24 protein-coding genes are annotated in these 25,859 nt (G+C 66.5%); 7 read left to right on the forward strand and 17 right to left on the reverse strand.

The features are described 5' to 3' along the window. Nucleotides 1-15: 15 nt before the first annotated feature. Nucleotides 16-579: an elongation factor P gene (gene efp / locus ILP92_RS03420; protein ID WP_198914971.1), complete on the forward strand. Its 564-nt coding sequence runs from the start codon at nucleotides 16-18 to the stop codon at nucleotides 577-579. Here the strand turns inward: efp and ILP92_RS03425 are convergent. Genes ILP92_RS03425 through ILP92_RS03435 form a run of 3 tightly spaced genes read right to left on the reverse strand, consistent with a single transcriptional unit; the run spans nucleotide 576 to nucleotide 3,880 of the window. Next, entirely contained in the window at nucleotides 576-1,394 is an 819-nt protein-coding gene (locus ILP92_RS03425) for a fructosamine kinase family protein (protein WP_235971064.1), read from the reverse strand. The two genes, efp and ILP92_RS03425, sit on opposite strands and share 4 nt — an antisense overlap. Then, entirely contained in the window at nucleotides 1,375-2,112 is a 738-nt protein-coding gene (ygfZ, locus tag ILP92_RS03430) for a CAF17-like 4Fe-4S cluster assembly/insertion protein YgfZ (RefSeq protein WP_198914972.1), read from the reverse strand. Before ygfZ ends, ILP92_RS03425 begins: the two co-directional genes overlap by 20 nt. Continuing rightward, on the reverse strand, nucleotides 2,105-3,880 hold the full coding sequence (locus ILP92_RS03435; protein WP_198914973.1) for an ABC transporter ATP-binding protein: 1,776 nt from the start codon (nucleotides 3,878-3,880) through the stop codon (nucleotides 2,105-2,107). Before ILP92_RS03435 ends, ygfZ begins: the two co-directional genes overlap by 8 nt. A gap of 105 nt (nucleotides 3,881-3,985) precedes the next feature. Between ILP92_RS03435 and ILP92_RS03440 the strand changes: the two genes are divergently transcribed. Further along, nucleotides 3,986-5,164 carry a pyridoxal-phosphate-dependent aminotransferase family protein gene (locus tag ILP92_RS03440; protein ID WP_198914974.1) on the forward strand — a complete coding sequence of 393 codons (1,179 nt, stop codon included), beginning with the start codon at nucleotides 3,986-3,988 and terminating at the stop codon, nucleotides 5,162-5,164. A 56-nt stretch (nucleotides 5,165-5,220) separates the two neighbouring features. Here the strand turns inward: ILP92_RS03440 and ILP92_RS03445 are convergent, their stop codons facing one another. From ILP92_RS03445 to ILP92_RS03455, 3 genes are read right to left on the reverse strand one after another with little or no spacing between them, the layout of a single operon-like run. Further along, complete coding sequence (locus ILP92_RS03445; protein ID WP_198914975.1) at nucleotides 5,221-5,388, reverse strand: hypothetical protein; 168 nt, start codon at nucleotides 5,386-5,388, stop codon at nucleotides 5,221-5,223. A gap of 36 nt (nucleotides 5,389-5,424) precedes the next feature. Further along, entirely contained in the window at nucleotides 5,425-6,537 is a 1,113-nt protein-coding gene (locus ILP92_RS03450; protein WP_198914976.1) for a pyridoxal phosphate-dependent aminotransferase, read from the reverse strand. Beyond that, the gene (locus ILP92_RS03455; protein ID WP_198914977.1) at nucleotides 6,534-9,683 is read right to left on the reverse strand and encodes a valine--tRNA ligase; all 3,150 of its coding nucleotides are present in this window, start codon (nucleotides 9,681-9,683) and stop codon (nucleotides 6,534-6,536) included. The genes ILP92_RS03450 and ILP92_RS03455 overlap by 4 nt, the downstream gene beginning before the upstream one ends. A 145-nt stretch (nucleotides 9,684-9,828) precedes the next feature. Here ILP92_RS03455 and ILP92_RS03460 point away from each other — a divergent pair, with 145 nt between their 5' ends. Together ILP92_RS03460 and ILP92_RS03465 are read left to right on the forward strand one after the other, a co-directional pair. Then, on the forward strand, nucleotides 9,829-12,132 hold the full coding sequence (locus ILP92_RS03460) for a xanthine dehydrogenase family protein molybdopterin-binding subunit (RefSeq protein WP_198914978.1): 2,304 nt from the start codon (nucleotides 9,829-9,831) through the stop codon (nucleotides 12,130-12,132). Further along, nucleotides 12,113-13,222 carry a T6SS phospholipase effector Tle1-like catalytic domain-containing protein gene (locus ILP92_RS03465; RefSeq protein WP_235971066.1) on the forward strand — a complete coding sequence of 370 codons (1,110 nt, stop codon included), beginning with the start codon at nucleotides 12,113-12,115 and terminating at the stop codon, nucleotides 13,220-13,222. The genes ILP92_RS03460 and ILP92_RS03465 overlap by 20 nt, the downstream gene beginning before the upstream one ends. A gap of 59 nt (nucleotides 13,223-13,281) precedes the next feature. Here the strand turns inward: ILP92_RS03465 and ILP92_RS03470 are convergent, their stop codons facing one another. Continuing rightward, nucleotides 13,282-13,767, reverse strand: coding sequence for a PaaI family thioesterase (locus tag ILP92_RS03470; RefSeq protein ID WP_198914979.1), 486 nt, complete (start codon nucleotides 13,765-13,767; stop codon nucleotides 13,282-13,284). An 83-nt stretch (nucleotides 13,768-13,850) separates the two neighbouring features. Beyond that, nucleotides 13,851-14,714 carry a methylenetetrahydrofolate reductase [NAD(P)H] gene (gene metF, locus ILP92_RS03475; RefSeq protein ID WP_198914980.1) on the reverse strand — a complete coding sequence of 288 codons (864 nt, stop codon included), beginning with the start codon at nucleotides 14,712-14,714 and terminating at the stop codon, nucleotides 13,851-13,853. Between the two features lie 93 nt (nucleotides 14,715-14,807). On the opposite strand from metF, the gene ILP92_RS03480 reads away from it, so the two are divergent. Together ILP92_RS03480 and ILP92_RS03485 are read left to right on the forward strand one after the other, a co-directional pair. Then, entirely contained in the window at nucleotides 14,808-15,737 is a 930-nt protein-coding gene (locus ILP92_RS03480) for a LysR family transcriptional regulator (protein WP_198914981.1), read from the forward strand. Nucleotides 15,738-15,811: 74 nt separating this feature from the next. Next, nucleotides 15,812-16,600: an inositol monophosphatase family protein gene (locus tag ILP92_RS03485; RefSeq protein WP_198914982.1), complete on the forward strand. Its 789-nt coding sequence runs from the start codon at nucleotides 15,812-15,814 to the stop codon at nucleotides 16,598-16,600. Between the two features lie 33 nt (nucleotides 16,601-16,633). On the opposite strand, the gene ILP92_RS03490 is transcribed toward ILP92_RS03485, so the two are convergent. The 3 genes from ILP92_RS03490 to ILP92_RS03500 form a co-directional block, all read right to left on the reverse strand. Next, nucleotides 16,634-17,368: a rhomboid family intramembrane serine protease gene (locus ILP92_RS03490; RefSeq protein ID WP_198914983.1), complete on the reverse strand. Its 735-nt coding sequence runs from the start codon at nucleotides 17,366-17,368 to the stop codon at nucleotides 16,634-16,636. Nucleotides 17,369-17,378: 10 nt separating this feature from the next. Next, nucleotides 17,379-18,665 (reverse strand): homoserine dehydrogenase, encoded by a 1,287-nt coding sequence (locus tag ILP92_RS03495; RefSeq protein ID WP_198914984.1) that lies wholly within the window; start codon nucleotides 18,663-18,665, stop codon nucleotides 17,379-17,381. Between the two features lie 69 nt (nucleotides 18,666-18,734). Beyond that, complete coding sequence (locus ILP92_RS03500) at nucleotides 18,735-19,049, reverse strand: hypothetical protein (RefSeq protein ID WP_198914985.1); 315 nt, start codon at nucleotides 19,047-19,049, stop codon at nucleotides 18,735-18,737. Between the two features lie 126 nt (nucleotides 19,050-19,175). Here ILP92_RS03500 and ILP92_RS03505 point away from each other — a divergent pair, with 126 nt between their 5' ends. Then, nucleotides 19,176-19,673 carry a hypothetical protein gene (locus ILP92_RS03505; protein WP_198914986.1) on the forward strand — a complete coding sequence of 166 codons (498 nt, stop codon included), beginning with the start codon at nucleotides 19,176-19,178 and terminating at the stop codon, nucleotides 19,671-19,673. 3 nt (nucleotides 19,674-19,676) lie between these two features. Here ILP92_RS03505 and ILP92_RS03510 read toward each other — a convergent pair whose 3' ends face one another. From ILP92_RS03510 to ILP92_RS03535, 6 genes are all read right to left on the reverse strand, one after another. Further along, nucleotides 19,677-20,234, reverse strand: coding sequence for a TadE/TadG family type IV pilus assembly protein (locus ILP92_RS03510; RefSeq protein ID WP_198914987.1), 558 nt, complete (start codon nucleotides 20,232-20,234; stop codon nucleotides 19,677-19,679). 4 nt (nucleotides 20,235-20,238) lie between these two features. Then, complete coding sequence (locus tag ILP92_RS03515; protein WP_198914988.1) at nucleotides 20,239-20,766, reverse strand: TadE/TadG family type IV pilus assembly protein; 528 nt, start codon at nucleotides 20,764-20,766, stop codon at nucleotides 20,239-20,241. Beyond that, nucleotides 20,763-22,424, reverse strand: coding sequence for a pilus assembly protein TadG-related protein (locus ILP92_RS03520; protein WP_198914989.1), 1,662 nt, complete (start codon nucleotides 22,422-22,424; stop codon nucleotides 20,763-20,765). The genes ILP92_RS03515 and ILP92_RS03520 overlap by 4 nt, the downstream gene beginning before the upstream one ends. Before the next feature lie 308 nt (nucleotides 22,425-22,732). Beyond that, nucleotides 22,733-23,302, reverse strand: coding sequence for a TadE/TadG family type IV pilus assembly protein (locus ILP92_RS03525; protein WP_198914990.1), 570 nt, complete (start codon nucleotides 23,300-23,302; stop codon nucleotides 22,733-22,735). Between the two features lie 9 nt (nucleotides 23,303-23,311). After that, nucleotides 23,312-23,857, reverse strand: coding sequence for a TadE/TadG family type IV pilus assembly protein (locus tag ILP92_RS03530; protein ID WP_198914991.1), 546 nt, complete (start codon nucleotides 23,855-23,857; stop codon nucleotides 23,312-23,314). Beyond that, nucleotides 23,854-25,506, reverse strand: a complete 1,653-nt coding sequence (locus tag ILP92_RS03535; protein WP_198914992.1) for a TadE/TadG family type IV pilus assembly protein — start codon at nucleotides 25,504-25,506, stop codon at nucleotides 23,854-23,856. Before ILP92_RS03535 ends, ILP92_RS03530 begins: the two co-directional genes overlap by 4 nt. Nucleotides 25,507-25,859 lie beyond the last annotated feature (353 nt).

Consider the following 25,859-nt stretch of genomic DNA (forward strand, 5'->3'; position numbering starts at 1 on the left):
CCATGGTTTCGCCACATGCCCAAAATCAACGGGAACGAAATCCGTCCCGGAAACGTGCTCGAGCATAACGGCGGCCTGTGGGCTGCCGTGAAAGTCGACCATGTGAAGCCCGGGAAGGGCGGTGCCTTCGCTCAGGTCGAGATGAAGAACCTTCGTAACGGATCGAAACTTAACGAAAGGTTCAGATCGGCCGACAAGGTCGAGCGGGTGCGTCTGGAGCAGAAGGATCAGCAGTTCCTGTACGAAACCGATGGCATGCTTGTCTTCATGGATTCAGAGACTTACGAGCAGATCGAGCTGCCGTCTGATATCTTGGGCGAGCGGCGTCCGTTTCTGCAGGACGGCATGACGATCCAGATCGAATACTACGAGTCGGAAGCGCTGAACGCCACGCTGCCCCAGAAGGTCACCTGCAAGGTGGTCGAGACCGAGCCGGTCGTGAAAGGCCAGACGGCCGCCAACAGCTTCAAGCCGGCCATCCTGGATAACGGCGTGAAGGTCATGGTGCCGCCCTTCGTGGGCCAGGACGAGGAGATCATCGTCAATACCGAGACGATGGAATACGCCGAGCGCGCCTAGGCGCCGACCCGGGTCAGCAGGCTTTCGACCATGCCGCGATATCCCGCGCCGAAAAGCCGCAGGTGCACCAGCGCGGGCCATAGCTGGTAGATCGGCCGACGCGCGTCCCAGCCGTCTTCCAGTGGACCATAGGCGTTCCAGAAGGCGCGCGGTGGCTTGCCGAAGACGCAGAGCATCGCCAGATCCACCTCGGCGTGGCCGTGGTAGCAGGCCGGATCGATCAGGCCCGAGAATCGGTCGTCCTCCATCAGCACGTTGCCCTGCCACAGATCGCCGTGCAGCAGGCTGGGCGCCGGATCGTGGGGCAGGAGGTCGGGCAGGCGGGCGGCCAACCGTGCCAGCCGCGGACGCAGGTCGGCGGGCAGCGCATCGGGCCAGGCCAGCAATCGCCGCTCAGCCCAGAATTCGGGCCAATTTTTCGAGACTGCCGCGGGGCAGGGCGCCGGGCCGAAGGCCGTGTCCTCGGGCCAGCCGTAACGCGCGCCGTGGCTGGCGTGCAGCCGCGCGATCTGCGCGCCCGCGTCGGCCCATGCGGCATCCGAGCCGGAGCCCTCGGCCAGACGTGTCATCAGCAAGAGGTCGGCATCGGCGTGAAGAACGTCCGGGGCGCGGCATCCCGCCGCGGCGACGGCCTGCAGCATCCGCGCTTCGGTCCGGCAAGGGCCGCCTTGCTTCGCGATGATGTCGCGCCCGTCGTCGAGCGTCGCAACATACACGGCCGAGATATCGCCGCCCTGCATGGCGCGAAGGGTGACCACCGGCGCGCCGAGCGCGGCGGCGATGCGTGCCGACAGCTTATCCGTCGTAGTGGACAAGCGCCTGCCCCGCCTGCATGCCCGCGCCCGCGCGATCGAACCGAAGCCAGGCGAGGCCACGCCCGCCAGACTGGGTGAAGAGCGTGCCCGCGGGCTTGCCCGCCGCGGTGATTTCCGTTCCCGCCGGGACAACGCCGGTCACGCGCACCTGCACCAGCCCCTTTTTCAGCTCGGTCTTGTGCTTCATCCGGGCGGTGACTTCCTGGCCCACGTAGCATCCCTTGCGAAAGTCGATGCCGTGCAGCCGGTCCAGCCCGAATTCCAGCGGGTAGCTGTCATTGGGCTGCAATTCGACCAGCGATTGCGGAACCACATGCGCGACCCGGAGCGCGTTCCAATCCGTGCCGTCATCGCCTGCGGCCTGGTCGATCTTGCGCCAGCCCAGATCCGGGTGCCTTGGGTCCGGCACGGCGCCCTCGGGCGGATCGCCCGTGCCCCGCGACACCTGCAGGCCGGTCGTCTCGATCGTGACGTCCCGGCGCAGGCGATACATGGTCAGCCGTTGCACGAGGCTTTCGGCCAGGGGCGTGGCGACGTCGATCAGCAGCGCGTCCGCGCGGTGCGAGACGAAGAAATCGGCCAGGTATTTGCCCTGCGGCGTCAGGAGCGCGGCATAGACCAGCGCGCCGGGGCGGGTTACGTCATTGGTCACCAGATCCTGCAGGAACGCGACCCGGTCGGCCCCGCTCAGCGACAGGACTGTGCGCGGATCATCCATTGGCGTCGTCCTCGTTGGTGTCGAATTGCAGCTTGTGAAGTTGTGCGTAAAGCCCGCCGCGCGCGATCAGCTCCGCGTGGGTGCCTTCATCCACCACGTGGCCCTGGTCCATGACGACGATCTTGTCGGCCGACCGGATCGTGGCCAGCCTGTGCGCGATCACCAGCGTGGTGCGGCCCTTGGAGAGTCGCTCGAGCGCGGATTGGATCACCGCCTCAGACTGGGCGTCGAGCGCCGATGTCGCCTCGTCCAGCAGCAGGATCGGCGTGTCGCGCAGCAGCGCGCGCGCGATGGCCACACGCTGACGTTGCCCGCCCGACAGGTTCGAGCCGCGCGGGCCTGCCTTGGTTTCCAGCCCGGCGGGCAGATCGTCGGTGAAATCGGCCACATGCGCGGCCTCCACCACGTCGCGCAGGCGGGCCTCGGATACGTCGTCGCGACCCAGAAGGATGTTTTCGCGGATGGTCTCGTCGAAAAGCAGCGAATCCTGCGACACGACCGAGAAGAGCCCGCGCAACGCCGCCAGGTCGAATTCCGACACATCCCGCCCATCGATGGTCACGCGCCCTTCTTGCGGCTCGACCAGCCGGGTGAGCAGGTTGAAGACGGTGCTTTTGCCCGCCCCCGACGCGCCCACCAGCGCCGTCGTCTGCGCGGGTTCGGCGACGAGCGACGTGCCGCGCAGAACGGGCGTGTCGTCATAGGCGAAGTGCACGTCTTCCAGCGCGATGCGCGGCGGCGCGTCTGGCGCATCGCCTAGCGGACCCGACGTGATCGAGGGGCGCATGTCGAAAATGGCGTAGAGGTTTTCCAGCGACGCCGCCGCGACTTGGGTGACACCGGCGACGCCGCCCAAGCGGCGCAACGGCTGGAAGGCCAGCGCCATGGCGGTAAAGAAGGACATGAACTGCCCCACGGTCTTTTCGCCGCTGATGATGTCCTGTCCGCCCAGCATCAACACGCCGAAAAAGCCCACCCCGGTTACGATGTCGATCAGACCCGGCAACATCGCGCGGCCCGCGGCGGTCTTGATCTGCACGCGGACGATATCGCTGACCAGGTCATCGAAACGGCCGATCTGGTAGGGCTCCATCCGGTTCAGCTTGATCGCGTTCATGCCGTGAAAGATCTCGTCCAGGCGGGTTGCGCGTTTGAACGACACGCTGCGCATCGCGCGCGTCTTGCGGCGGACGTAGCGTTGCAGGATCACCGAGGGCAGGATCAGCAGCGGCACACCCACCAGGGCCGCCAGCGTCCAGCCGACGTCGATGGTGAGCGCGACGATGAACAGCGACACCAGCGCCACCGCGTCACGGCCCACGCCCGAAATCAGGACCTGCCAGACGTTCTGCACGGCCAGCGTGTCGCCCTGCACCCGCTCGATAAGCGCGCCGGGGGCGTTTTCGGAGAAGAACCGCTGGTCGAGCGTCATCATGTGGCCCAGCAGGTCCACCTGCATCCGGGTGCTGGTCAGCTGCGCCACCCGCGTCAGCATCGTGCGCTGCAGGACGCCCGTGATGGCGCGCATGACGAACAATCCCATGATCGCGCCGCCGACCCACCAGATCGCACCGCCGTCGCCGCTGATGAAGACCCGGTCGAACATGGGCTGCAGCAGGTAGCTGAGCGCGCCAAGGCTGCCGCCCTCGATCATCATCAGAAGGGACGCGGCCAGCAGCCACGGCCAGTGCTGACGCACGTAGTCGCGCCAAAGCCGCATCAGCAGGGTGCGGGTCCGGTTCGACAATGGATTGGGCTTCGCGCTCATCTTGCACGCGACCTAGCGCGGATGCCTGTCAGGGGAAAGCCGGGTGATTGACGCCGCCCACGCCGCTTTGTAGCGCTGGGCGGCCCACGTGAAGGAGCCCGCCCCATGTCGCTTGCCAACGGCCACCCCTATCTGGCCATTCCCGGCCCGTCGGTGATCCCCGACGCGGTGCAGCGCGCCATGCACCGCGCGTCGCCCAACATCTATACCGGTGAGCTGACCGAGATGGTGCCGGGGATCGTGACCGACCTGAAGCGCGTGGCGCGCACCGCGCATCATTGCGCGATCTACATCTCGAACGGGCATGGGTTGTGGGAAGCGGCGCTGAGCAACATCCTGTCGCCCGGCGACCGCGTTCTGATCCCGGCCACCGGGCGCTTCGCCCATGGCTGGGCCGACATGGCCCAGCCTCTCGGGATCGAGACCGAAATGCTGGATTTCGGCAAGCGGGACGCCATCGATCCGGCCCGGGTGGCCGAGGTGCTGGCCGCCGATACCGGGCACCGGATCAAGGCGCTGCCGGTGGTCTATGTCGACACCTCGACGGGGATCCGCAACGACATCGCGGCCCTGCGCCGCGTGCTCGACGAGCTCGGCCACCCGGCGCTGCTGCTGGCCGATTGCATCGCGTCGCTGGGCTGCGACGCCTTCGAGATGGACGCCTGGGGGGTCGATGTGGTGATCGCGGCCAGCCAGAAGGGGCTGATGACTCCGCCAGGCGTGGGCTTCGTGTTCTACAACGACCGCGCCGACGCGATGCGCGAGACGGCGCGCTGCGTCACCCATTACTGGGACTGGCGGCCGCGCACGGACCCCGACTACTTCTATCGCTATTTCGACGGGACCGCGCCGACCCATCACCTGTATGGCCTGCGCGCGGCGTTGGACATGATCCATGACGAGGGTCTGGACAACGTGCTGTCGCGGCACGCGACGCTGGCCCGCGCGCTTTGGGCGGCCTTCGATGCCTGGGGCGCGGACGGGCCGCTCGCGATCAATGCTGCGCGGGACATCCGCTCGCACGCGGTCACGGCGGCGCATCTGGGGGGCAGCCTGGGGGACGAGCTGCGCCACTGGTGCGAGTTCAAGGCGGGGGTGACGCTGGGCATCGGGTTGGGGATGGAGCCGTCTTCGGCCTATTTCCGCGTGGGGCATATGGGGCATGTGAACGCGCACATGGTGCTTGGCGTGCTGGGCGTGATCCAGTCGGGGATGCGGGCGCTGGACATTCCGTTCGGGCCCGGCGGGCTGGATGCCGCGGCCGAGGTTTGCGCCGGGGCCTGAGCATCGGCCACGCGTGTTTGAAAATCCGTGATGCCGGGGGTGCCCTGCGCGGGCGATCAGCGGCGCGACAGTCGGCTGATCGCCTTGTCGGACGCATAGGTCACGCCCATCGCGGCCAGCAGGCCCCAGACCATCCAGACGAAAACCAGCGCGATGAAGACCAGCGGCGCCAGCGAGACCAGGAAGGGGCGCGTGAAGTCGGGGGCGGGCTGTCGTTCGATCATGGGGGCGATGTTAGCCGGGCGGATGTGGCTGTCACGTTACTTTTTCGTGCGCGCCGTCTCGAGCGCGACGGGCAGCGCCTGGGCGAACACGTTCATCGCGTCGTCGGGACCGCAGGTGACGCGGATGCAGCGATCCAACGGGGCCGCGCCGGGCATGCGGATGAAGACCCCCCGTTCGCCCAGGGATTGCAGGACGGCGCGGGCGAAATCGCCGTCGCGGCCGCAATCGATGGTGACGAAATTGGTGGCGGTCGGAAGCGGTGCCAGGTCGTTCGCGCGCGCGATTTCGAAAATGCGATCAACGCTTTGCGCGATCTTCTTCAGAACGTCGTTCAAGTGGTCTGTATCCGCCAGCGCCGCGATCGCGCCCGCCGCGCTGATGCGCGAGACGCCGAAATGGTTGCGCACCTTGCCGAACGCGCCGATCAGGGATTGCGGCCCGATGGCGTAGCCGATCCGCGCACCGGCCATCCCGTAAGCCTTTGAAAAGGTGCGGAAGCGGATCACGTTCGGATGGTCGGGCTGCAGCGGCGGCGTCGTGTCGGCGTCGGAGCATTCGGCATAGGCCTCGTCCAGCACCAGCACGCAGGTGTCGGGGATCCGGTCGATAAACGCCGAGATGTCGGATGACGTATGCCAGGACCCCATGGGGTTGTCAGGGTTGGAAAGGTAGATGAGCTTCGCGCGCGTCTCGACCGCCTTGTCCAGAAGGGCGTCGAGGTCTTCGTGATTGCCCGCGTACGGCACCTTGTGGAGGGTTCCGCCATAGCCCGTGACATGGTAGTTGAAGGTGGGATAGGCGCCGTCGGACGTGACCACGGCATCGCCCGGGGCCACCAGAAGCCGCACGGTCGAGCCCAGCAGCCCGTCGATCCCCGCGCCGGTGACGATATGTACGGGATCACATGAAAGATGCGATGCAAGGGCCTGTTTCAGGTCGAAATATTCCGGATCCGGATACTTCCAGACATCGTGTGCCGCGCGCTTGATCGCGGCGATCGCCTTGGGGCTGGGGCCGAAGGTCAGCTCGTTCGCGCCCAGCCGCGCGCGGAACGCGCCACCCGCCCGACGCTCTTGGGTCTCGGGACCCACGAAGGGCACCGTGTCGGGCAACGCGGCCGCCAGAGGGGTCAGGCGCGGATCGCTCATAATTCGGCAAGCCGTGCCTGGGCGGTTTCAAGGCGTTGCTTTTCCTCGGATTTCTCGGCCACAAGCGCCTTGGTTTCGTCCACGACGTCGTCCGGGGCCGAGGCCAGGAACTTCGGATTCTTCAGCCGCCCGTTCAGACCGCCCAGATCCTTTTCCAGCTTACCCAGCGTCTTGGCCAGCCGGGCCTTTTCGGCTTCGACGTCGACGATTCCGGCCAGTGGCAGGGCGAATTGCCCGCCGCGCACGGAGATCGTCAGCGCACCTTTCGGCGGCGCGTCGGCCCGGGTCAGTCGCTCCACGCGCGCCAGCCGCTGGATCATCGCGGCGTTGCGATCCCAGGCGGTGCGGCCAGCGGCGTCCAGCTCGATTTCCAGGAGCTCGACCTTCAGGGCAGCGGGCACGTTGACTTCGCCCCGGACCGAGCGGATCGCCTCGATCAGCGAAATGACCCAGGCGATTTCCGCGCTGGCATCCGCGTCGGTCACATCCGCGGTGGCGTAATCGGGCCAGTCGGTGACGGCCAGAAGATCGGGGCCCGCCCACAGCTCTTCGGTGACGAAGGGCATCATCGGGTGCAGCAGGAGCAGGCATTGATCGAGCACCCAGGCCATGGTCGCCTGCGTCTCGGCGATCAGGTCCGCGTCTTCGGATCCGAACAGCGGTTTCGAGAATTCCAGGTACCAGTCGCAGACCACGTTCCAGACGAACTTGTAGATCGCGTCGGCGGCGTCGTTGAACTTGAAGGCTTCCAGCGCCGCGTCCACCTCGTCGCGGGTGCGGGCCGTTTCGCCCATGATCCAGGCGTTGACCGTCGCGCGCGGCTTGGGCGGCGCGGCGGCGCGGTGCTGCAGGGCGTCGTTCATCTCGGCGAAACGGAACGCGTTCCAGAGCTTCGTGGTGAAGTTGCGGTAGCCCTCGATCCGCTTTTCGTCCAGCCGGATGGTGCCGGTCATCGACGCCATGGCGGCGTTGTTGAAGCGGTAGGCGTCGGCGCCGTATTTATCCACCAGGTCCAGCGGATCGACCACGTTGCCGATGGATTTCGACATCTTCTGGCCCTTCGCGTCGCGGACGAGGCCGTGCAGATAGACGGTGTCGAAGGGGCGTTGGCCCACCACCGCGTATTGCATCATCATCATCCGGGCGACCCAGAAGAACAGGATGTCTGAGCCGGTGATCAGCACGGATGTGGGGAAATACCGGTCCATGAAGCTTTGGTCGTCGTCGCCCCAGCCCAGCGTGCCGATGGGCCAGAGACCCGACGAAAACCACGTGTCGAGCACGTCGGGATCGCGCCAGACCGGATAGACCAGGTGCGTGGGATCCTGGCTGGTGACATATTCGGCAAGGCTTTCCGACAGGCGGTGCAACGCTTCGTCGCGGGTCGCGACCTCGACCACCGATGCGTGGTTCAGCGGCGTGGGCAGATCGGCCAGCATGTCGCCGAACGTGTCCTTGACGGCCGTGAAATCGGGCGCGCAATGGGGGCGCAGATCGCCGTTGGCCAGGCTGTCGGAGGACAGGATGCGGCCGAGCTCGACCTCGTCGAGCGCGCCGTCGCCTTCGTCATCGGTGAAGCCGTTGGCGTGCAGATCGAAGCCGTACCAGACCGGGATCTGGTGACCCCACCACAGCTGGCGCGAGATGCACCAGGGCTCGATGTTTTCGAGCCAGTGGAAATAGGTCTTTTCGCCCGATTCCGGGATGATCTTGACCTCGCCCGAGCGCACGGCCTCGAGCGCGGGGCCGACGATCTGGGCGGTGTCGACGAACCACTGGTCGGTCAGCATCGGCTCGATCACGACTTTCGAGCGGTCGCCGAAGGGCTGCATGATCGGCTTGCTTTCCACCAGCGGGGTCAGCTGTTCCAGCCGTCCTTCGCCGCCCTCTTCGGGCGCCAGCGGCTTCGCGGGCTCGCCCAGGCGCGGATCGGTGGGCGGCACCATGACGGCAAGCCCTTCCTCGGTGATCTGTGCGACAACGCGGTTGCGGGCTTCGAACCGATCGAGGCCGCGCAGGTCGTCGGGCACCAGGTTCAGCGCGTCGGCCTCGGTTTCGCCCAGCGTACGGTCGCCCTTCGCCACCGCCATGGCGATCTCGGCGGCCTCGGCGTAATCCACGCCGTCGTCGCGCATGTGACCCTTCGTATCCATCAGCCGGTACATCGGGATGTCGCCGCGCTTGGCGACCTCGTAGTCGTTGAAATCATGCGCGCCGGTGATCTTCACCGCGCCGCTTCCGAAATCGGGATCGGGGTATTCGTCGGTGATGATCGGGATCAGGCGGCGATGTTCCTTCGGACCCACCGGGATTTCGCAGAGCTTGCCCACGATGGGCGCATAACGCGGGTCATCCGGATGGACCGCCACCGCACCGTCGCCGAGCATGGTTTCGGGGCGGGTGGTGGCGATCGAAATGTAGTCGCGGACCTCTTCGAACAGGACGTTCCCGTCCGCGTCCTTTTCGACGTAGGTGTAGGTGGCGCCGCCCGCGAGGGGGTACTTGAAGTGCCACATGTGACCGGGCACTTCGCGGTTCTCGACCTCGAGATCGCTGATCGCCGTTTCGAAATGCGGATCCCAGTTCACCAGCCGCTTGCCACGATAGATGTAGCCCTTGTCGAACATATCGACGAAGACGCGGATCACGGCGTCGTGGAAATTCGGGCCATCCTCGGGCGACGGATCGCCGGGCGCGCCCTGCATGGTGAACGCCTCGCGCGACCAGTCCATGGAGCAGCCCAGCCGCTTGTCCTGCTCGACGATCTGGCCGCCGGACGTGGCCTTCCAGTCCCACACCTTGGCGATGAAATCCTCGCGGCTCAGGTCGGTGCGCTTGATGCCCTGTTCGGCCAGCTGCCGCTCGACCACCAGCTGCGTGGCGATGCCCGCGTGGTCCAGCCCCGGCTGCCACAGCGTGTCGTCGCCGCGCATCCGGTGCCATCGCGTCAGGATATCCATGAGCGTGTGGTTGAAGCCGTGCCCCGCGTGCAGGAACCCCGTGACGTTGGGCGGCGGCAGCAGGATCGAGAAGGCGGACGCGCCGGGCTTGGCGTTGGCCCCCGCCGTGAAGCAGCCCGCGTCCTTCCACTTGGCGAAGATCTCGGGCTCGCGCGCGGCGGCGTCGAAGGATTTTTCCATGGGCATGAGGGCGGCGTCCTTTGGGTCAAACTTGCCCGTCGGGATAGCCAAATCGGCGGCCAAGGGGAAGGGCGGGGGATGGGGCGATATGGCACTGGAAAATCCCGGTGCGTTGGCTAGTGTCGGCGCGAATTCTGCGAAGGGGACGCACATGGACAATTTCGGCAAAAGCCAGTCGGTGACGCGCCGCGAGGACCAGCGCCTGGTCACGGGCCACGGCCGCTACGTGGACGATATCGCGCCCGCGGATGCGCTCTTTGCCGGGTTCGTCCGGTCCCAGGTGGGGCACGCGAAGCTGGGGTCGGTCGACGTGCAGGACGCCGCCGCCATGCCCGGCGTCGTGGCGGTGCTGACGGCCGCCGACATGCTGGCCATGGGCGCGTCGCTGGGGATGGACTACACCCGCGTGCCCACGCTGGATGGCGGAAAGGGCACGGCGCCCGAGCGTCCGTTCCTGGCCCATGATCGCGTGCGCTTCGTGGGCGAGCCCGTCGCCGTGGTGCTGGCCGAAACGCAAGCGCAGGCCATCGAGGCCGCCGAGGCGGTGATAGTCGACTACGACGAACTGCCCGCCCACATGGACCTGGCGACGGGTGGCGAGGCGCTGCATGACGAGGCCCCCGACAATCTGGCCTTCGATTACGGCAAGGGCGACGAGGCGGGCTGCGCGCGCGCCTTTCGCGACGCGGCCCACACCGTGAAGCTGAAGATCGAGGACAACCGCATCATGGTCTCGTCCATGGAAGGGCGCGGCTGCTGGGCGGAATGGGCCGAGGACCGGCTGCATGTCTGCTTTTCGGGCCAAGGGGTCTGGGGTCTGAAATCCGAGCTGGTGAATCGGTTCGGCCTTGATCCAAGCCAGGTCCGCGCCACCACGCCCGACGTGGGCGGCGGCTTCGGCATGAAAGGTTTCAACTACCCCGAATATTTCGCCGTGGCGGGGGCCGCGATGAAGCTGGGCCGCCCGGTGCGCTGGATGTCGGACCGGACCGAGGCGATGCTGTCGGACAACGGGGGCCGCGACCTTGTCCACGTGGCCGAGCTGGCCTTCGACGAGAACCTGAAGATCACCGCCTACCGCGTTGAGAATACGTGCAATATCGGCGCCTACAATTCGATGTTCGCGCAGATGATCCAGACCGAGCTCTTCAGCCGCGTCCTGATGGGCACCTACGATGTGCAGACCACGTGGCTGCGCACCCGCGGCATCTATACCAACACCGCGCCGGTCGATGCCTATCGCGGCGCGGGGCGGCCCGAAGCGATCTTCACGCTCGAACGCATCCTGTCGCGCTCCGCGCGAGAGCTGGGCGTCGACCCGCACGAGCTGCGCCGCCGCAATTTCATCAAGGCGGATCAGTTTCCCTACGTCTCGGCCACCGGGGAGACCTACGATGTGGGCGATTTCCACGCCACGCTGGCCAAGGGGGAAGCCTTGGCGGACATGGCCGGATTCGCCGCGCGCAAATCCGACAGCGCCGCGCGCGGAAAGCTGCGCGGCATCGGCACCTGCTACTACATCGAATCGATCCTGGGCGCGCCCGACGAGCACGTGAAGATCGCGTTCAACGACGACGGTACGGCGTCGATCTTCGTGGGCACCCAGTCGAACGGGCAGGGGCACGAGACGGTCTTTCCGCAGTTCCTGTCGGATCACACCGGTATTCCGGTGGACAAGATCGCCTTCGTGCAAGGCGATTCGGACCTGATCGCATCGGGCGGCGGCACCGGTGGCTCGCGCTCGGTCACGGTGCAGAACAACGTGACGCTGAAGGCCGCGCGCGCAATGATCGACGATTTCGCGGCGTTCCTGGCCGACGAACTTGGCGCCAAGCCCGACGATGTCAGCTTCGACGACGAGCGCTTCCGCGTCGAGGGCTCGAACGAGACGCCGACCATGCTCGACGTGGCCGCCATGGCGCGCGCGGCGGGACGCACTGACCTGTTGACCCGCACGGCCCACGAAAAGCTGCCGGGACGTTCATATCCCAATGGCGTCCATATAGCCGAGGTCGAGATCGACCCCGAGACCGGCGAAACAGAGGTCGTGAAATACACCGTCTGCGACGATTTCGGCAATCTCATCAATCCCATGCTGGCCGAAGGTCAGGTGCATGGCGGCGTCGTCCAGGGCATCGGCCAGGCTATCCAGGAACGCGTGGTCTATGACGAACACGGCCAGCTTCTGACCGCCAGCTACATGGATTACGGGGTGCCGCGCGCCGTGGACGTGCCGATGTTCCGCTTCGACACGAACCCCGTGCCGTCGACCGCCAATCCCATGGGCATGAAGGGCTGCGGCGAGGCGGGCACGGTGGGTGCGCTGGCCGCCGTGTCCAACGCCGTGGAAGACGCGCTGTGGGAACGGGGCGTGCGGCAGGTCGATCTGCCCTTCACCCCGGCGCGCGTCTGGGATCTTCTGACGGCCGAGAGCCATGCCCACGCCGCCGAATGAGGACCGCCGCCCGCGCATAAACACGGGCGGCCTGCTGCGGCGCGGCCTGGCGTGGCTGGGCCGCGGGCGGGTCGTCCAGCAGACCAACATGCCGATCCATCGTGGTCCGGTGACCCACGTCATCATCCTGGACGGCACCATGTCGTCGCTGGAGCCCGGGCGCGAGACGAACGCGGGTCTGACCTGGCGGCTTCTGTCGGAAATGGCGCCCGCCGCCCACATGTCCCTGAAATACGAGCCCGGTATCCAGTTCACGTCGTGGCGCCAGGTCCGCGACGTGGCCGAGGGGCGTGGCCTGAACCGCCAGATCCGCCGCGCCTATGGCTGGCTTGCCTCGCGTTACCGGCCCGGCGATCGGATTTTCCTGTTCGGCTATTCGCGCGGCGCCTATGCGGTGCGCTCGCTGGCGGGTGTCATCGACCGGGTGGGCCTGCTACGGGCCGACGCCGCCACCGAGCGCAACGTCCGCCTGGCCTATCGCTATTACCGCACGATCCCCGACAGCTTCGGCGCGCAGGAGTTCAAGCGGCTGTTCTGCCACGAAGCCGTCGAGGTGCAGATGGTCGGCGCCTGGGACACGGTGAAGGCGCTGGGTTTGCGCCTGCCGATCCTGTGGCGCTGGTCGCGCATCGCCCACAGTTTCCACACCCACGGGCTGGGCCCGACAACGCGCGCGGGCTTCCACGCCCTGGCGCTGGACGAAACGCGCGAGGCCTACGCCCCGGTGCTCTGGCGGCTCGACGGCGACTGGGACGGGATCTGCGAGCAGGTCTGGTTCCGCGGCACCCATGGCGATGTGGGCGGCCAGCTCGATGGCGTGCGCGCGGCGCGTCCCTTGGCCAATATCCCGCTGGTCTGGATGCTCGGCAAGGCCGAAGAGCAGGGCCTGCCCTTGCCGGAAGGCTGGCGCGCCCGCTTCGGCTGCGATCCGCACGCGCCGTCCATCGGGGTCAACCGCGGCTGGGGCCGGATCTTCGTGGCCCGCGGGCCGCGATCCATCGGGGCCGACCGGTCGGAGCGGTTGCATCCCACAGCGCTCGAACGGGGCGCCTTGCGCAACGAGGCCAAGGGACTGCCCTTCGCCGAGTAGCGCGCGCCTGCATCTTTGTTCTCGAAAATATCCCGGCGCGCGGGCAGCCACCGGGCGCATCAGGCGGGCGGAAGCGCCATGATTAGGCAGGTGGTCGTTCCGGTCGCGTAAAGCCGGTCATCCGCGGCGCCGCGGATCTCGCCCGTCGCGACCGCGGTCGAGCGTCCGGCATGGGCCACGAGGCCCACGCACCGCACCTTCGTGTCCGCGGGCAGGGCGCGGGTGATGTTCACCTTGAATTCCAGCGTGGTGTAGGTCGATCCGCAGGGCACCCGGGTCATCACCGCGCAGGCCATCGCCGAATCCAGGATCGTCGCGTACCAGCCGCCATGGATGCCGCCCATCGGGTTCATATGGGCGAAGCGCGGCGTGCCGGTGAACGCGATCCGGCCATCGTCCACTTCGTCCAGGTCGATTTCCATGCCCGCGGCAATCGGCGCTCCGGGCAGGTCGCCCGAGGCCAGCGCCCGCATGAACTCGAGCCCCGATTTGTGGCGCAACACGTCCATGTCGGCCAGGTCGGCGGGAGAAGTGGCGTGGGTCATCGGGCGGGGCACCTTGGATCGTGGCAAACCCCGCCATCATGCCCAGCATTGCTACGGCGCGTAACCCCCTGAAACGGGTCCGCTCAGGCGACCTTCTCGAGCACCCGCTCGGGCGCAAGACCCAGCGCGTGGATCACGTCGCGGGTCAGGGCGGGCTTGTTGAGCGTGTAGAAATGCAGATGCTCCGCGCCGCCGTCGATCAGATCCGAACACAGCTCGGTCGCCAGCGCGGTGGACAGCAGATCCTCGCGCCCGTCGCGGATCGCCGCGTCATAGGCCTGGTCCAGCCAATCGGGGATCGGCGTGCCGCAGGCGGTCGCGAATTTTCGCACGCCAGTCCAGCTTTCGATGGGAAGGATGCCGGGGATGATCGGCGCGTCGATCCCGGCCGCGACGCAGCGGTCGCGGAACCGAAAGAAGGTGTCGGCCTCGAAGAAGAACTGGGTGATCGCGGCGGACGCACCCGCGTCGATCTTGCGCTTGAGGTAATCCACATCCGCCGTGTCGCTGGCCGCTTCGGGGTGACGGTTGGGATAGGCCCCCACCCGCAGGGTGAACTTCCCGGTCTGCGCCAGCGCCTCGACCAGTTCGACCGAGCTCGCGAAGCCGTCCGCATGCGGCTGGAACGCCCCGCCGCCCGGCATGTCACCGCGCAACGCGACGATATCTGTCACGCCTGCGGATGCGTAGCTTTCGGCGATCTCAAGCGTTTCCGCGCGACTGGCGTTCACGCAGGTCAGGTGGGCCGCTACCCGCAGGCCGGTGGTCTTGCCGATGGTCGTGACCGCTTCGTGGGTCAGCGCCCGGGTCGTGCCGCCCGCGCCGTAGGTGACGCTGACGAAATCGGGCTCCAGCGGTGCCAGCGTGTGCATCGTGTCCCACAGCCGGAACGACGCTTCGAGCGATTTGGGCGGGAAGAATTCGAACGAAATGGCAGGCGCGGTCATGGTGTGATCCTTTGCGGTATCAGACCTTGTCTCACGCCGCGTGCCATGAGACAAATTCATAACTTTCAAGTTTAACATGAGGCCTGCTTCAGGATGCATATCGAGTTCCGCCACCTGCGGACCATCAAGGCGATCCATGACGAAGGCGGGCTTGCCCGCGCCGCCGATCGGCTGAACATCACCCAAAGCGCGCTGTCGCACCAGGTCAAGGGGCTCGAGGACCAGGCGGGCGTCGAGCTGTTCGTGCGCCGCTCGAAGCCCATGAAACTGTCCGCGGCGGGAATGCGCCTGCTACGCGCGGCCGAGAAGATCCTGCCGGAAGTGGCTGCTTTGGAAGCGGAATTCCAGGGGTTGCAGTCTGGCAAGGCGGGTCGTCTGCATATCGCCATCGAGTGTCACGCCTGTTTCGAATGGCTGCTGCCGGTGCTCGAGAAGTTCCGCCAGGCATGGCCCGACGTGGACGTGGATATCCGCCCCGGGCTTGCCTTCGGCGCGCTGCCCGCGCTGCACCGCGAAGAGGTCGACCTGGTGGTCAGCTCAGACCCCGAGGACATCGCGGGCATCGATTTCACGCCGCTTTTCGACTACGCGCCGGTCTTCGTGGCGTCCTCGCGCCACCCGCTCGCCGAGAAACCTTTCATCGAGGCCGAGGATTTCCGCGACCAGACGCTGATCACCTATCCCGTTGACCGGACCCGGCTGGACGTGTTCACCGAGCTGCTTACCCCCGCCAAGGTCGAGCCCGCTGCCATCCGGCAGGTGGAACTGACGGCGGTGATCCTGTTGCTGGTGGCCAGCCTGCGCGGTGTCGCGGTTCTGCCGGACTGGGTGGTGCGCGACGTGCAATTCCAAAGCGACTACGTCACCCGGCCGCTGACCGCCACGGGCCTGACGCGTCGTCTTTATGCCGCGACACGATCGGACGACACCACCATGCCGTATATGTCCCACCTGCTGCGCCTGGCCCGCACGGAGCCGGTGAAGCTGCAACGCAAGGCACCTGCATCGGCCTCCGCCGACTGAGCCGGAGCGGGCACCCTTGGCATCCCGCGTCCCCTCGCGTATGCGCCAAGCCGAACGACCGGACGGAGACGACCATGCAAGGCAGTGCCAATCTCAACATCATGATGAAAGCCGCCCGGACCGCCGCGCGCGGCCTGGTCAAGGATTTCCGCGAGGTCGAGAACCTGCAGGTCTCGTCGAAGGGTGCGGGGGATTTCGTCAGCCGCGCCGACATCGCGGCCGAGCGCACGATCCGCGACATGCTGATGGGCGAACGGCCCAATTACGGCTGGCTTGGCGAGGAATCCGAGCCGGTCGAGGGCAAGGACCCCACCCGCCGCTGGATCGTCGATCCGCTGGACGGCACGACCAACTACCTGCACGGGCTGCCGCACTGGGCGGTGTCCATCGCATTGGAACACAAGGGCGAAATCGTTGCGGGCGTGATCTATGACGCGGCCAAGGACGAGATGTTCGTCGCCGAAAAGGGCCAGGGTGCGTTCCTCAATGCCAGCCGCTTGCGGGTGTCCGATCGGCACCGGATGATCGAGGCGATCTTCGCCACCGGCCTGCCCTTCGGCGGGCGGCCCGAACTGCCCGCTGTCCTGAAGGACCTGGGCCGCCTGCTGCCCGCCACCGCGGGCGTGCGCCGCATGGGGGCCGCGGCGCTGGACCTGGCCTACGTGGCCGCGGGCCGCTACGAGGGCTACTGGGAGCGCGGCATCCACGCGTGGGACGTGGCCGCCGGACTTCTGATCGTGCGCGAAGCGGGCGGCATGGTCGGACCCATCGGCGCGGCGGGCTCGATCTTCGACAGCCGGACCGTGATCGCCGCGAACTCGGCCATCTTCGACGATTTCGCCAAGACCATTCGCGCCACCTGAGCGGGGCGCGATTTTTCGGCGAAAAATCGTCGCTCAGCGGCGGCGGCCCGCTTTCGGGATCGGCGTGCGCCGCGTGGTGTAGCGCGCTTCGGGGTGGGGCGGGTGGCCATGGGTCCGCTCCCAGAACGCGCGCCCGCCCAGCTTCCGCCAGAGCGGCCAGGTCAGCGCCAGGCCCGCGATGAAGCCGCCCGCATGGGCCCAGTAGGCCACGCCGCCCATCCCGGCGGGTGTCGCCGCACCCGACAGGATCTGGATCGCGAACCACAGGCCCAGGACCAGCCAGGCCGGGACCGGGAACACCCGGAAGAACACCAGCAGGATCACCAGGATGTCGATGCGCGCCTTCGGGAAGAGCAGCAGGTAGCCGCCCATGACGCCCGCGATGGCGCCCGAGGCGCCGACCATGGGAATGGTCGAGGCCGGATCGGACAGCGTCTGCGCCAGCGCCGCGCCGATCCCGCAGGCAAGATAGAAGCCCAGGAAGCGCAACGGCCCCATCTCGTCTTCCAGGTTGTCACCGTAGAGCCAGAGAAACCACATGTTGCCCGCCAGGTGCATGAAGCCGCCGTGCAGGAATTGCGAGGTCAGAAAGGTCAGCGGCGCCGAGATCGCGGGGATCAGCGCCCAATCCGCCAGAAATGGCAGGGCCGTCGTTTCGGATGCCAGGATCGGCAGCGTGCCCAGGAACACCGCGACGTTGATCGCGATCAGCGTGAGGGTGACCCAGGGTGTCGCGGTGGACGGGTTATGGTCGCGGATCGGAAACATGGCGCGAGCCTCAGACGTCCTCGATCCTGAGCGCGACCGGATCGCTTTCCAGCACGCCCGTCCCGGACATGGCCGCGATGGCGCTGTCGAGGGACTGGCGCATGGCCTTGTGGGTCACGATCAACACGGGCGCACTGCCTGCCGCGTGGTCGTATTGGCGCATCCGGTCGATGGAAATCCCGGCCTCGCCCAGGCAGGACGCGATCTTGGCCAGCGCGCCGGGCTTATCGGTGAGCACCATGCGCAAATAGAACGGCGCGGGCACGTTCGCGTCGGCGCGCTTGGGCTTGGCCAGGCTTGCGGCGGGCCGCCCGAACGTGGGCAGCCGGATGCCGCGCGCGATGTCCATCACGTCGCCCATCACCGCGCTGGCGGTCGGGCCTTCGCCCGCGCCCGCGCCGCGCAGCACGACCTGGCCCACGCTGTCGCCTTCCAGGACCACCATGTTGGTCGCGCCCTCCAACTGGCCCAAGGGCGACGAGGCGGGCACAAGGCAGGGGGACATGCGGGCCTCGAGCCCGCGGCCGGTCATCTGCGCCACGCCCAGCAGCTTCACCCGGAAGCCCATGTCGGCGGCATGGTTGATGTCGTCGATCGCGATCCGCTCGATCCCTTCCAGCGCGACCCCGTCGAAATCGACCTGGCAGCCGAAGGCCAGCGAGGCCAGCAGCGCCAGCTTGTGGCCCGCGTCGATGCCGCCCACGTCCAGGGTCGGGTCGGCTTCCAGGTATCCCAGGTCGGACGCTTCCTGGAACACCGTGTCGTAGGCCAGCCCGGCGCTTTCCATGCGGGTCAGGATGTAGTTGCAGGTCCCGTTCATGACGCCCATGACGCGGGTGATCTCGTTGCCCGAAAGCCCTTCGCCGAGCGCCTTGATGCACGGGATGCCGCCTGCCACCGCCGCCTCGAAACGGATTACGGCGCCGTTCGCCTCGGCCAGTTCGGCCAGCGCCTGGCCGTGATGGGCCAGCAGCGCCTTGTTGGCGGTGACCACGTCCTTGCCCGCCTTCAGCGCCGCCTCGACCGCGTCCTTCGCGGGGCCGGTGTCGCCGCCCACGAGTTCGACGAACACATCCACGTCATCGCGCCCGGCCAGCGTCACGGGATCGTCTTCCCACGCATAATCCCCCAGGCGCACGCCGCGATCCTTGTTGCGCGCGCGCGCCGAGACCGCGCTGATCGTGACAGGGCGGCCGCTGCGCGCGGTCAGCATGTCCGCGTGGCGCTGGACGATGCGGATCACGCCGACACCCACGGTGCCGATCCCGGCGATGCCGAGGCGAAGGGGGGAGGTCATGGGATGCGGGCTCCTGCAGGCGGTTGGTGCTGCCGGGCTTAGCGGGTTTGGCGACCGCGGGCCAGAGGGTCAGGTGCCATCGGTGCGGGCGCGAAGCCGCCCCAGCGCGCCGCGCAGGCGTTCGCGCTCGGCGGCCGTCAGGGCGCTTTGTCGCAGCAGACCGGCGCGGGCGCGCAGGTTCGCGGCGCGAGCTTCCAGACCGGCGGTGGTCTGCGGCGTGATCCGGGCGGGGATGGCGCCGGCGCGGGCGCTGATCTGCGACGTGGGCAACAGCTGCGGCGGATCCTGACGCGCAAGGGCCGCGGCATTGGGCACATCTAGCTGCGGGATGTCGCACGCGGTTGTCAGAAGTGCGGCAAGGAGGAAGGCGGGCAGGGCACGCATGGGGATCGGACCTATCGGGGTCGGTTGCCCGCGACGATAGCGCCCGGCGGCGGCGCAGGGCAACGCCGCTTTTCGCCGTCGCGCGAAGCGTCTAAGGAAGGGCCAGCCGCGAGGAGCCGTCCGCCCATGTCCCACCTGCAGATCCACGGTCCCCCCGGCCAGCCCCTGACCGAGCTGCGCGCGTCGCCCACGCGGCGCTTCATCGGTGTCTTCATGATCGGCGCGCTGGGCGTCCTGCTGTTGTGGATCGCGGTGTCGCAGCCGGCGTCGCCGTTGTGGCGGGTCGTTCTGGGGGCAGGCGGGATCGGGGTGCTGTGGTGCGGCTTCGAGCTGTGGCGGGCCACGGGCGGCGCGGTGGTCCTGAAGCCCGAGGGGCTGTTCACCGAGACCGACGCCCCGCTTGCCCCGCTGGACCAGATCGAGACCATCGAGCGCGGCGCGTTCGCGTTCAAGCCGTCCAACGGGTTCAGCGTGAAGTTGAAGACCCGCGTGCCGTTCGGCTGGGCGCCCGGGATGTGGTGGCGCCTGGGGCGCCGGGTGGGCGTGGGTGGCGTGACGTCGCCGGGCGAGGCCAAGGCCATCGCCGAGCTGTTGCAGGTCCTGATGGCCGAACGGACCGAGTGAGCCCTACTTGGCGGGATCGTATTTCAGCTGCGGCGTGAAGCGCGGCGACGTGACCACGCGGTTGTAGAAGCGGTTGGGTTTCAGGCCGATATTGAAGGCGGGCACGTAGTCCATCCAGGTCTCGACGATGATGGCCGAGTCGCCGTTGGCCATGGTCGGAATGGCGCCCGCGATCGAGTTCAGCGTTTCCTGGGTGACCTCGGTGGGGCCGTCATCGGTGCTGTCGGACCAGACCAGCTTGTGTTCTTCGTCGATGGCGTCCCAATAGGCGACGGTGACGCGCAGGTAGGTCTCGTCGTCGCTTTCGGTCAGGTGATCGTGCACGCGGCCCAGCCCGTCGATGAACTTGGGGCCGACCGGGTCCCACTGGCGCGACAGCATGTCCGACAGCGCGTAGGTGGTGCGCAGGTTCATGGTCTGCTGGCGGTAGCCGTCCACGTAGGTGAGCGACGACAGGCCAGCCCAGATCAGTGTCGGCAGGACCAGCGCGGCCTCGATCGAGTAGGCGCCGGAGGTGTCGCGCGCGAAGCGCTTCAGCGATGTTGTGATCGTCGAGAGCATGGTTCTAGTCCCTTGGCTCGTTCACGAAAAAGGTCGACGCGGTCAGGGCGAAGCCGCCGCCCGCTTCGCGAGGCAGGATCTTGCCAAGACCCACCGCGGGCAGGATCGGGTCGTGCAGGATGCAAAACCGCAGCAGCATCATCTCGTTGGTCGCACCGGGCGTGTAGTTGGTGACCGGGTTCACCTCTTTCTGGCGGTCGGCGCAGGCCTGGCGCGTGGTCGGGCCTTCGAAATCGGCGACCTGGACCGGGCCCATCTCGAGCATGATGTCACGCTCGCAATCGCCCATGATCAGCACTTCGGCACACAGCGCGGCCTTCAGCTTTTCGCCCGTGTCCAGATCGGGGTTGCCCAGCCGCAGGTCGCGGACCACCACGTCCATCGCGCGTTCGAGCATCACCTGGCGGATCTGGATCAGGCCCGTCTCCATGGCCAGCATGAAGGGCCAGAGCACGGCGGGAAACAGCAGCGCGACTTCGGCGGTTGCGTAGCCATCCTCGCGCCGGAGAAACTTCTTGAGAAAGCCGATCATTGGACGAGCCTCAGCTGGTTGATGGTGCTGGCGATCGCGGCGAAGGCGTAGTTGATCTCGGTGCCGGTCACGTTGAAGTAGTGATTTTCCGAGCTGGCGCATTCCTTCATCCGGACCGCGTTGGTCTCGGCGATATCGAGCGCGATCGAGAAGATCAGGATGCCCTCGGCCTTGGCCAGGCGGCACATGTCTTCCATGCGCGGATCCTTGGTCGAGGGGCCGATCGTCCAGTAGGGCGTCTGCTTCCAGCCGTAATAGGTGTTGGCGTTGTTGTACTGCTTGTAGCGGCCCCAGTAGGCGTGCCAGCCCAGCGACGACACGTTCCACAGCTCGGCGTAGGTCAGCCGCTTGGCGGCCGCACCGCCCCAGTTGCCGTTGTACCACTGGCCGCGATTGGGGATCCACCAGGTTTCTTCGAAGCGGCCGTCGCCGTCGCGGTCCTGGATCTCGCGGTCGGCGATGGACAAGCGGTAGCCGTTGTCGGACGCGTTGGTGGCGTTGGTGATGTCGGCGCCGTAGACGTCCGTCAGCGTGTCGCCCGCATATTCGTCCTTCAGCTTGTACTGGGTCGTGTTTTCCCCGTCGGTCATCACCACGAGGACCTTCATGGAGTTGTTGCGATCATGCGCGTAGGGGCGGTCGGCGAAGGCCAGGTCGGCCTTGCCCAGCACGCCGAGCGCGGCGATGGCGGGACGCGTCGACGGGTCGAGCAGTGCGGCGCCCCATTTCAGGCCCACGTCGATGGAGGTGTTGCCGCCGGGCGTCAGGGCGTCGATGCGGTTGTGCAGGTCGACTTCGTTCTGCGAGAAATACGTGATCTCGGACGCCGCATCGTCGCGGCACGGCAGGCTGAGCGGGTTCGGCGACCGGGTGTTCCAGTCGAATCCGTCCGACCAGGGGTCGAAATGGCCCGTCTGGTTGCGCACGGTGGTGAAATCCAGGGAGATCGCGTCGAAATCCGAGGCCACGAAATCGACGCAGCTGGAATAGGGGTGCGTTTCGGTCAGTGAAAAGAGGCTCAGCATCTCGTCGCCGATCGCGACCTCGGTCGCGTAGGGGACGAGCGAAATCGAAACCTCGTTCTCGCGGCCCTGGCTTTTGCCGCTGAGCACGGTCGAGACGAAATCCTTGGCCGCGATCTTCAGGTTCTGGATGCGGTTGGCGTTGTCCATCGACCCCGAGATGTCGAGCACCATGCTGACCTCGATGTCGCGGATATCCTCGCGCGCCATGCCGCCCGAATGGGCGCCGATGTAATCGTAGCCGATCGAGCGGATGAACATGGTGCCCACGTTCATGGACGCGGTCGCGGACACCATCCGCGAGTTGATGTCTTCGACCACGGTCACGTTGTCGAGCCGGTCCAGCACGCCCGCCTTGCGGAAATGGTCGCGGACCACTTCTTCGGGGTCCAGCTGCTGGTCCAGGTCGGCGGCGGCCAGGATGGCGCTGTCGACCACGCCCTGCATGCGCAGACGTTCGAAGTCGTGGCGGATGATGTCGACGCCAAGGCCGCCCACCAGCAGCATGACGATCAGAAGGTAGATGCCGAACAGGACGAAGGATCCGTCCTCGTCGCGCTGGAAGCGTGTGGCAGCTCCACGCTGGAAGCGCGCTTTGGCATCGCGCGAAGATTGTGATGTGATCATTTTCAGCATCGGTTCGGGTTCCCTCAGGTGCAAGCAGACGCAACGGTTTGCGTTGCGAGTCTTATGGAGGGGGAAGGCGGCGGCATTGAGACGGGGATTCGGTCAAAATCGCGAGGAACGGTCACAATTAGAGTGAATTGTGGCCGCATCCGCCTTTGCAGAAAGCCTGTTAACCAAGGGGACTCGCACGGGATGGCGCGGCGGGAATGTGGCACGATCGGCACCACTTCGCGTCAAGCGGCCCGCGGCGGGACGCAAAACGCCCCGCCGGGCGATCTGCGCGGCGGGGCGTTCGGATGGGTGTGCAGCTGCGCGTGTCAGCTTGTTTCGGTCATGTCCTTGTGGCCGAGCTCGGGCACGAAGCGCAGGCGCGTGACCAGGAAGTTCGTCAGCGTCTGGTCGCCCACGCCGAAGATGAAGGGCGCCTTGTGGTCGACGGCCGTCTCGACCACGATCAGCTGCGAGCCGCCGAAAGCCTGGGGCAGGCGGTCGGTGATCTCGTTCAAGCTGTCGGGGGTCAGCGCCTTGCCGCCGCCCCGCACTTCGGACCATTTCAGCTCGAACGCGTCGTCGCCGCTGTCATAGGCCACGACCGAGATCCGCATCCGCGGATCGCCATCGGCGCGGACCAGGAATTTCAGGACGTCGTGCATCCCGTCGATGTAGTCGTCGTCGACCAGCTCGGTCTCGCGCGACAGCAGGTCGCCCATCGTGTGCGCGGCCTTGATGTTCACGTTGTACTGCCGCAGCCCGTCGAAATACGAGAACATCGCCAGCAGCGCCCAGGCCAGGGTCGGCAGGGTCAGGACCGATTCGATCGACAATCCGCCGTGTTCGCGGCGACGGAAGCGCGCGAGCAGGGCTTTCAGTTTGAATGCAGTCATCATCGGTGTCCCCTATCTGGGTTCGTTGACAAAGGCCGAAGTCGCGACCGCGGCGTAGTCGCCGTTGCCGTCCTTGACCATGGCCGCGCCCAGCCCGGCGGTCGGGAAGATTGGACGGGCCTTGACGCAGGCCCGCACGAGCACGAGCTCGGATTGGGCGGCGGGATTGTAGTGCTTGGGCGGCTTCACCTCTTCCGAGCGATCCCGGCAGATGGCCGCTTCCTGCAACACGTCCCACTTGTCCTTGGCGACAGCGCGCATTTCCACCGACAGGGCGTTTTCGCAATCGGGGATCAGCAGCGCCTGGTCGCAGATCATCTTCTTGATCTGGGCGTGGTCGGGCGGCGTGTCGGGGCTGAGCCGCACCGCGCGGATGGCGACGTCGACGCCGCGTTCCAGCATGGCGTGGCGCAGGTTCAGCAGGCCCGCCTCGGCGCCCATGAGCATCATCATCACCATGGGGGTGAACAGGATCACGAACTCGATCGTGGCTGCCCCGTCATCGTTCCGGCGAAACCGGACGACGCGGGAGGCGGCTTTGCGCAGAAGGCGGCTCATTGGGTCAACCTCAGCTTGGTGATGGAGGTGGCGATTGAGACGAACTTGTCCTCCAGGTCATCGCCGACGACGTTCACGAAGGTGTTCGCATTGCTCGCGCAGCGGCCCATGATGTCCTTGGCGTGGTCGTTGATCTCGAACCCGATCGTGTAGACCGCGACGCCCGCGTCGCGCAGACCGTTGCAGGTCTGCAGCAGCCGGTCGTCCTTTTCGGGACCCGAGACATTGGCCCAGATCTCGTTGAGGAAGGCGTCGCCATCGGCGGTATTCTCGGTCGCGTCGGCGATGTAGGCATAGGCGTAGTGTCGCGGGTTCATCTCGGCCCAGAGCTCGGACCAGCTCAGGCGGACCGGGTCCAACGTGGTGTTGAAGATGGATGCCAGGAAGGGCGGCAACGGTGCGCTCGAAAACTGGTCGGGCCAGGTCACGCCCATGTAGGTGCCGCCCTTGATCCAGAACTGCTCGTTCTGGAAGCCGTCGCCGTCCTGGTCGCCGACTTCCTTGATCCGGGCGGCGTAGAAATCCAGCGACTGGTCCGCGAAGATGCGCCAGACCGGGGATTCGCCGGACATGTATTCGGGGCGGATGCGCTTCTGGTCGGTGTTGATGCCGTCGGTGAGCAGCACGATCACCTTCTGCGAGTTGCCGGTCCCGTAATCCAGGGGGCGGTTCGCCATGTTCGGCGCGACCTCGCCCGCGGCGGCCAGCGCGGCGGTGACCGGGCGGCTGGCGGGATCGAGGAAGCCGGCGGCCCATTTCAGACCGATCTCGGACGAGGTGTTGCCATGCGCGCTGAGCGCGTCGAGCTGGGTCTTGATGACATCGGGATTGCTTTGGTGCAGCTTGATCTGCTGGTTGGCGCCGGTGCGGCACACGTTCACCACCGGATCTTCGCTGCTGTACCACTGGTCGAAATGCGCGGCCTGGTCATACTGGCCCCCCGCCGACAGGCTGAGCGTGCCGTAATCGCCGCTCGAGAATTCCGCGCAGTGGCTGTAATCGTGGACCTGCGGCACGTTGAGCGCCGTCAGGATGGATTTGCCCGCGTTCACCTGCGTGTTGTAGGGCACCAGCGTGATCGTGATGCTGTCGTTTTCGCTCTGCGCGAAAACGATGTCGACGAACCGCTTGGCGGCGCCTTTCATGTCGTCCAGCTTCGTCGGGATGCCCGGGACGCTGGACGGGTTGTTCATCGAATTCGACACGTCGAGCACCAGCGCGATTTCCAGGTCGCCCTGGCCTTCGGCTGCCGTGGCCGACGCGCGGGGCGTCATCTGCGTGACGCCGGTCATGTTCATGAACATGGTGCGCATGGGGTTGGATGTCTGCACCGATACCGAGCGGGTCAGAAGGCCGTTCTGGACCTGGATGGCGTCGAGCTTGTCGGCCAGACCCGCCTTCTCGAAATAGCTGCGCACGACTCCTTCGGGATCGCCAGACTGTTCCATGTCCGCCGCGGCCAGGACGGCCCGGTCGGTCAGGCTTTGAAGCCGCGTGCGGTTGTTCTCGAACACCATGATGTCGACCGACAGACCGCCGATCATGATCATGCAAATGAAGAAGAACAATGCCATGATCGTGAGTGAGCCGTCCTGGTCCCTGCGGAAGCGGGACAGCGAAGGAAGTATCTTGGCAAGCGAGCGTTCCATGTGGATCCTCGATGTCTGTAGGCCCCTCGGATGGACGGACAAAGTCCTGAGGGATTTGGTTCAATTTGATTGCTTCTGCTTCAATTGGGGCAGGATTGGGGCACGACCCGGATCGGATTTTGTCATTGAAGCGGGCTTGGCGACATCGGGTGAAGCGGCTTGCGATTGGCCCGTCGAACGCAACAATAAGGGGCGAAAAATGACGCCCGAGCGCGGGTAAGCCATTTGAATTGTGGTAAATATTGGGGAATTGACGTTAACGACGGGATATGGTGCCCCACCCCGAATCGGGTGAACGCCCTCTTGGCGGCAGGGCGGCGCACACGTCTGGCTGGACCGGCTCGAAACCGGCG

Source organism: Palleronia pontilimi (genome assembly GCF_016412875.1).
GTDB lineage: Bacteria > Pseudomonadota > Alphaproteobacteria > Rhodobacterales > Rhodobacteraceae > Palleronia > Palleronia pontilimi.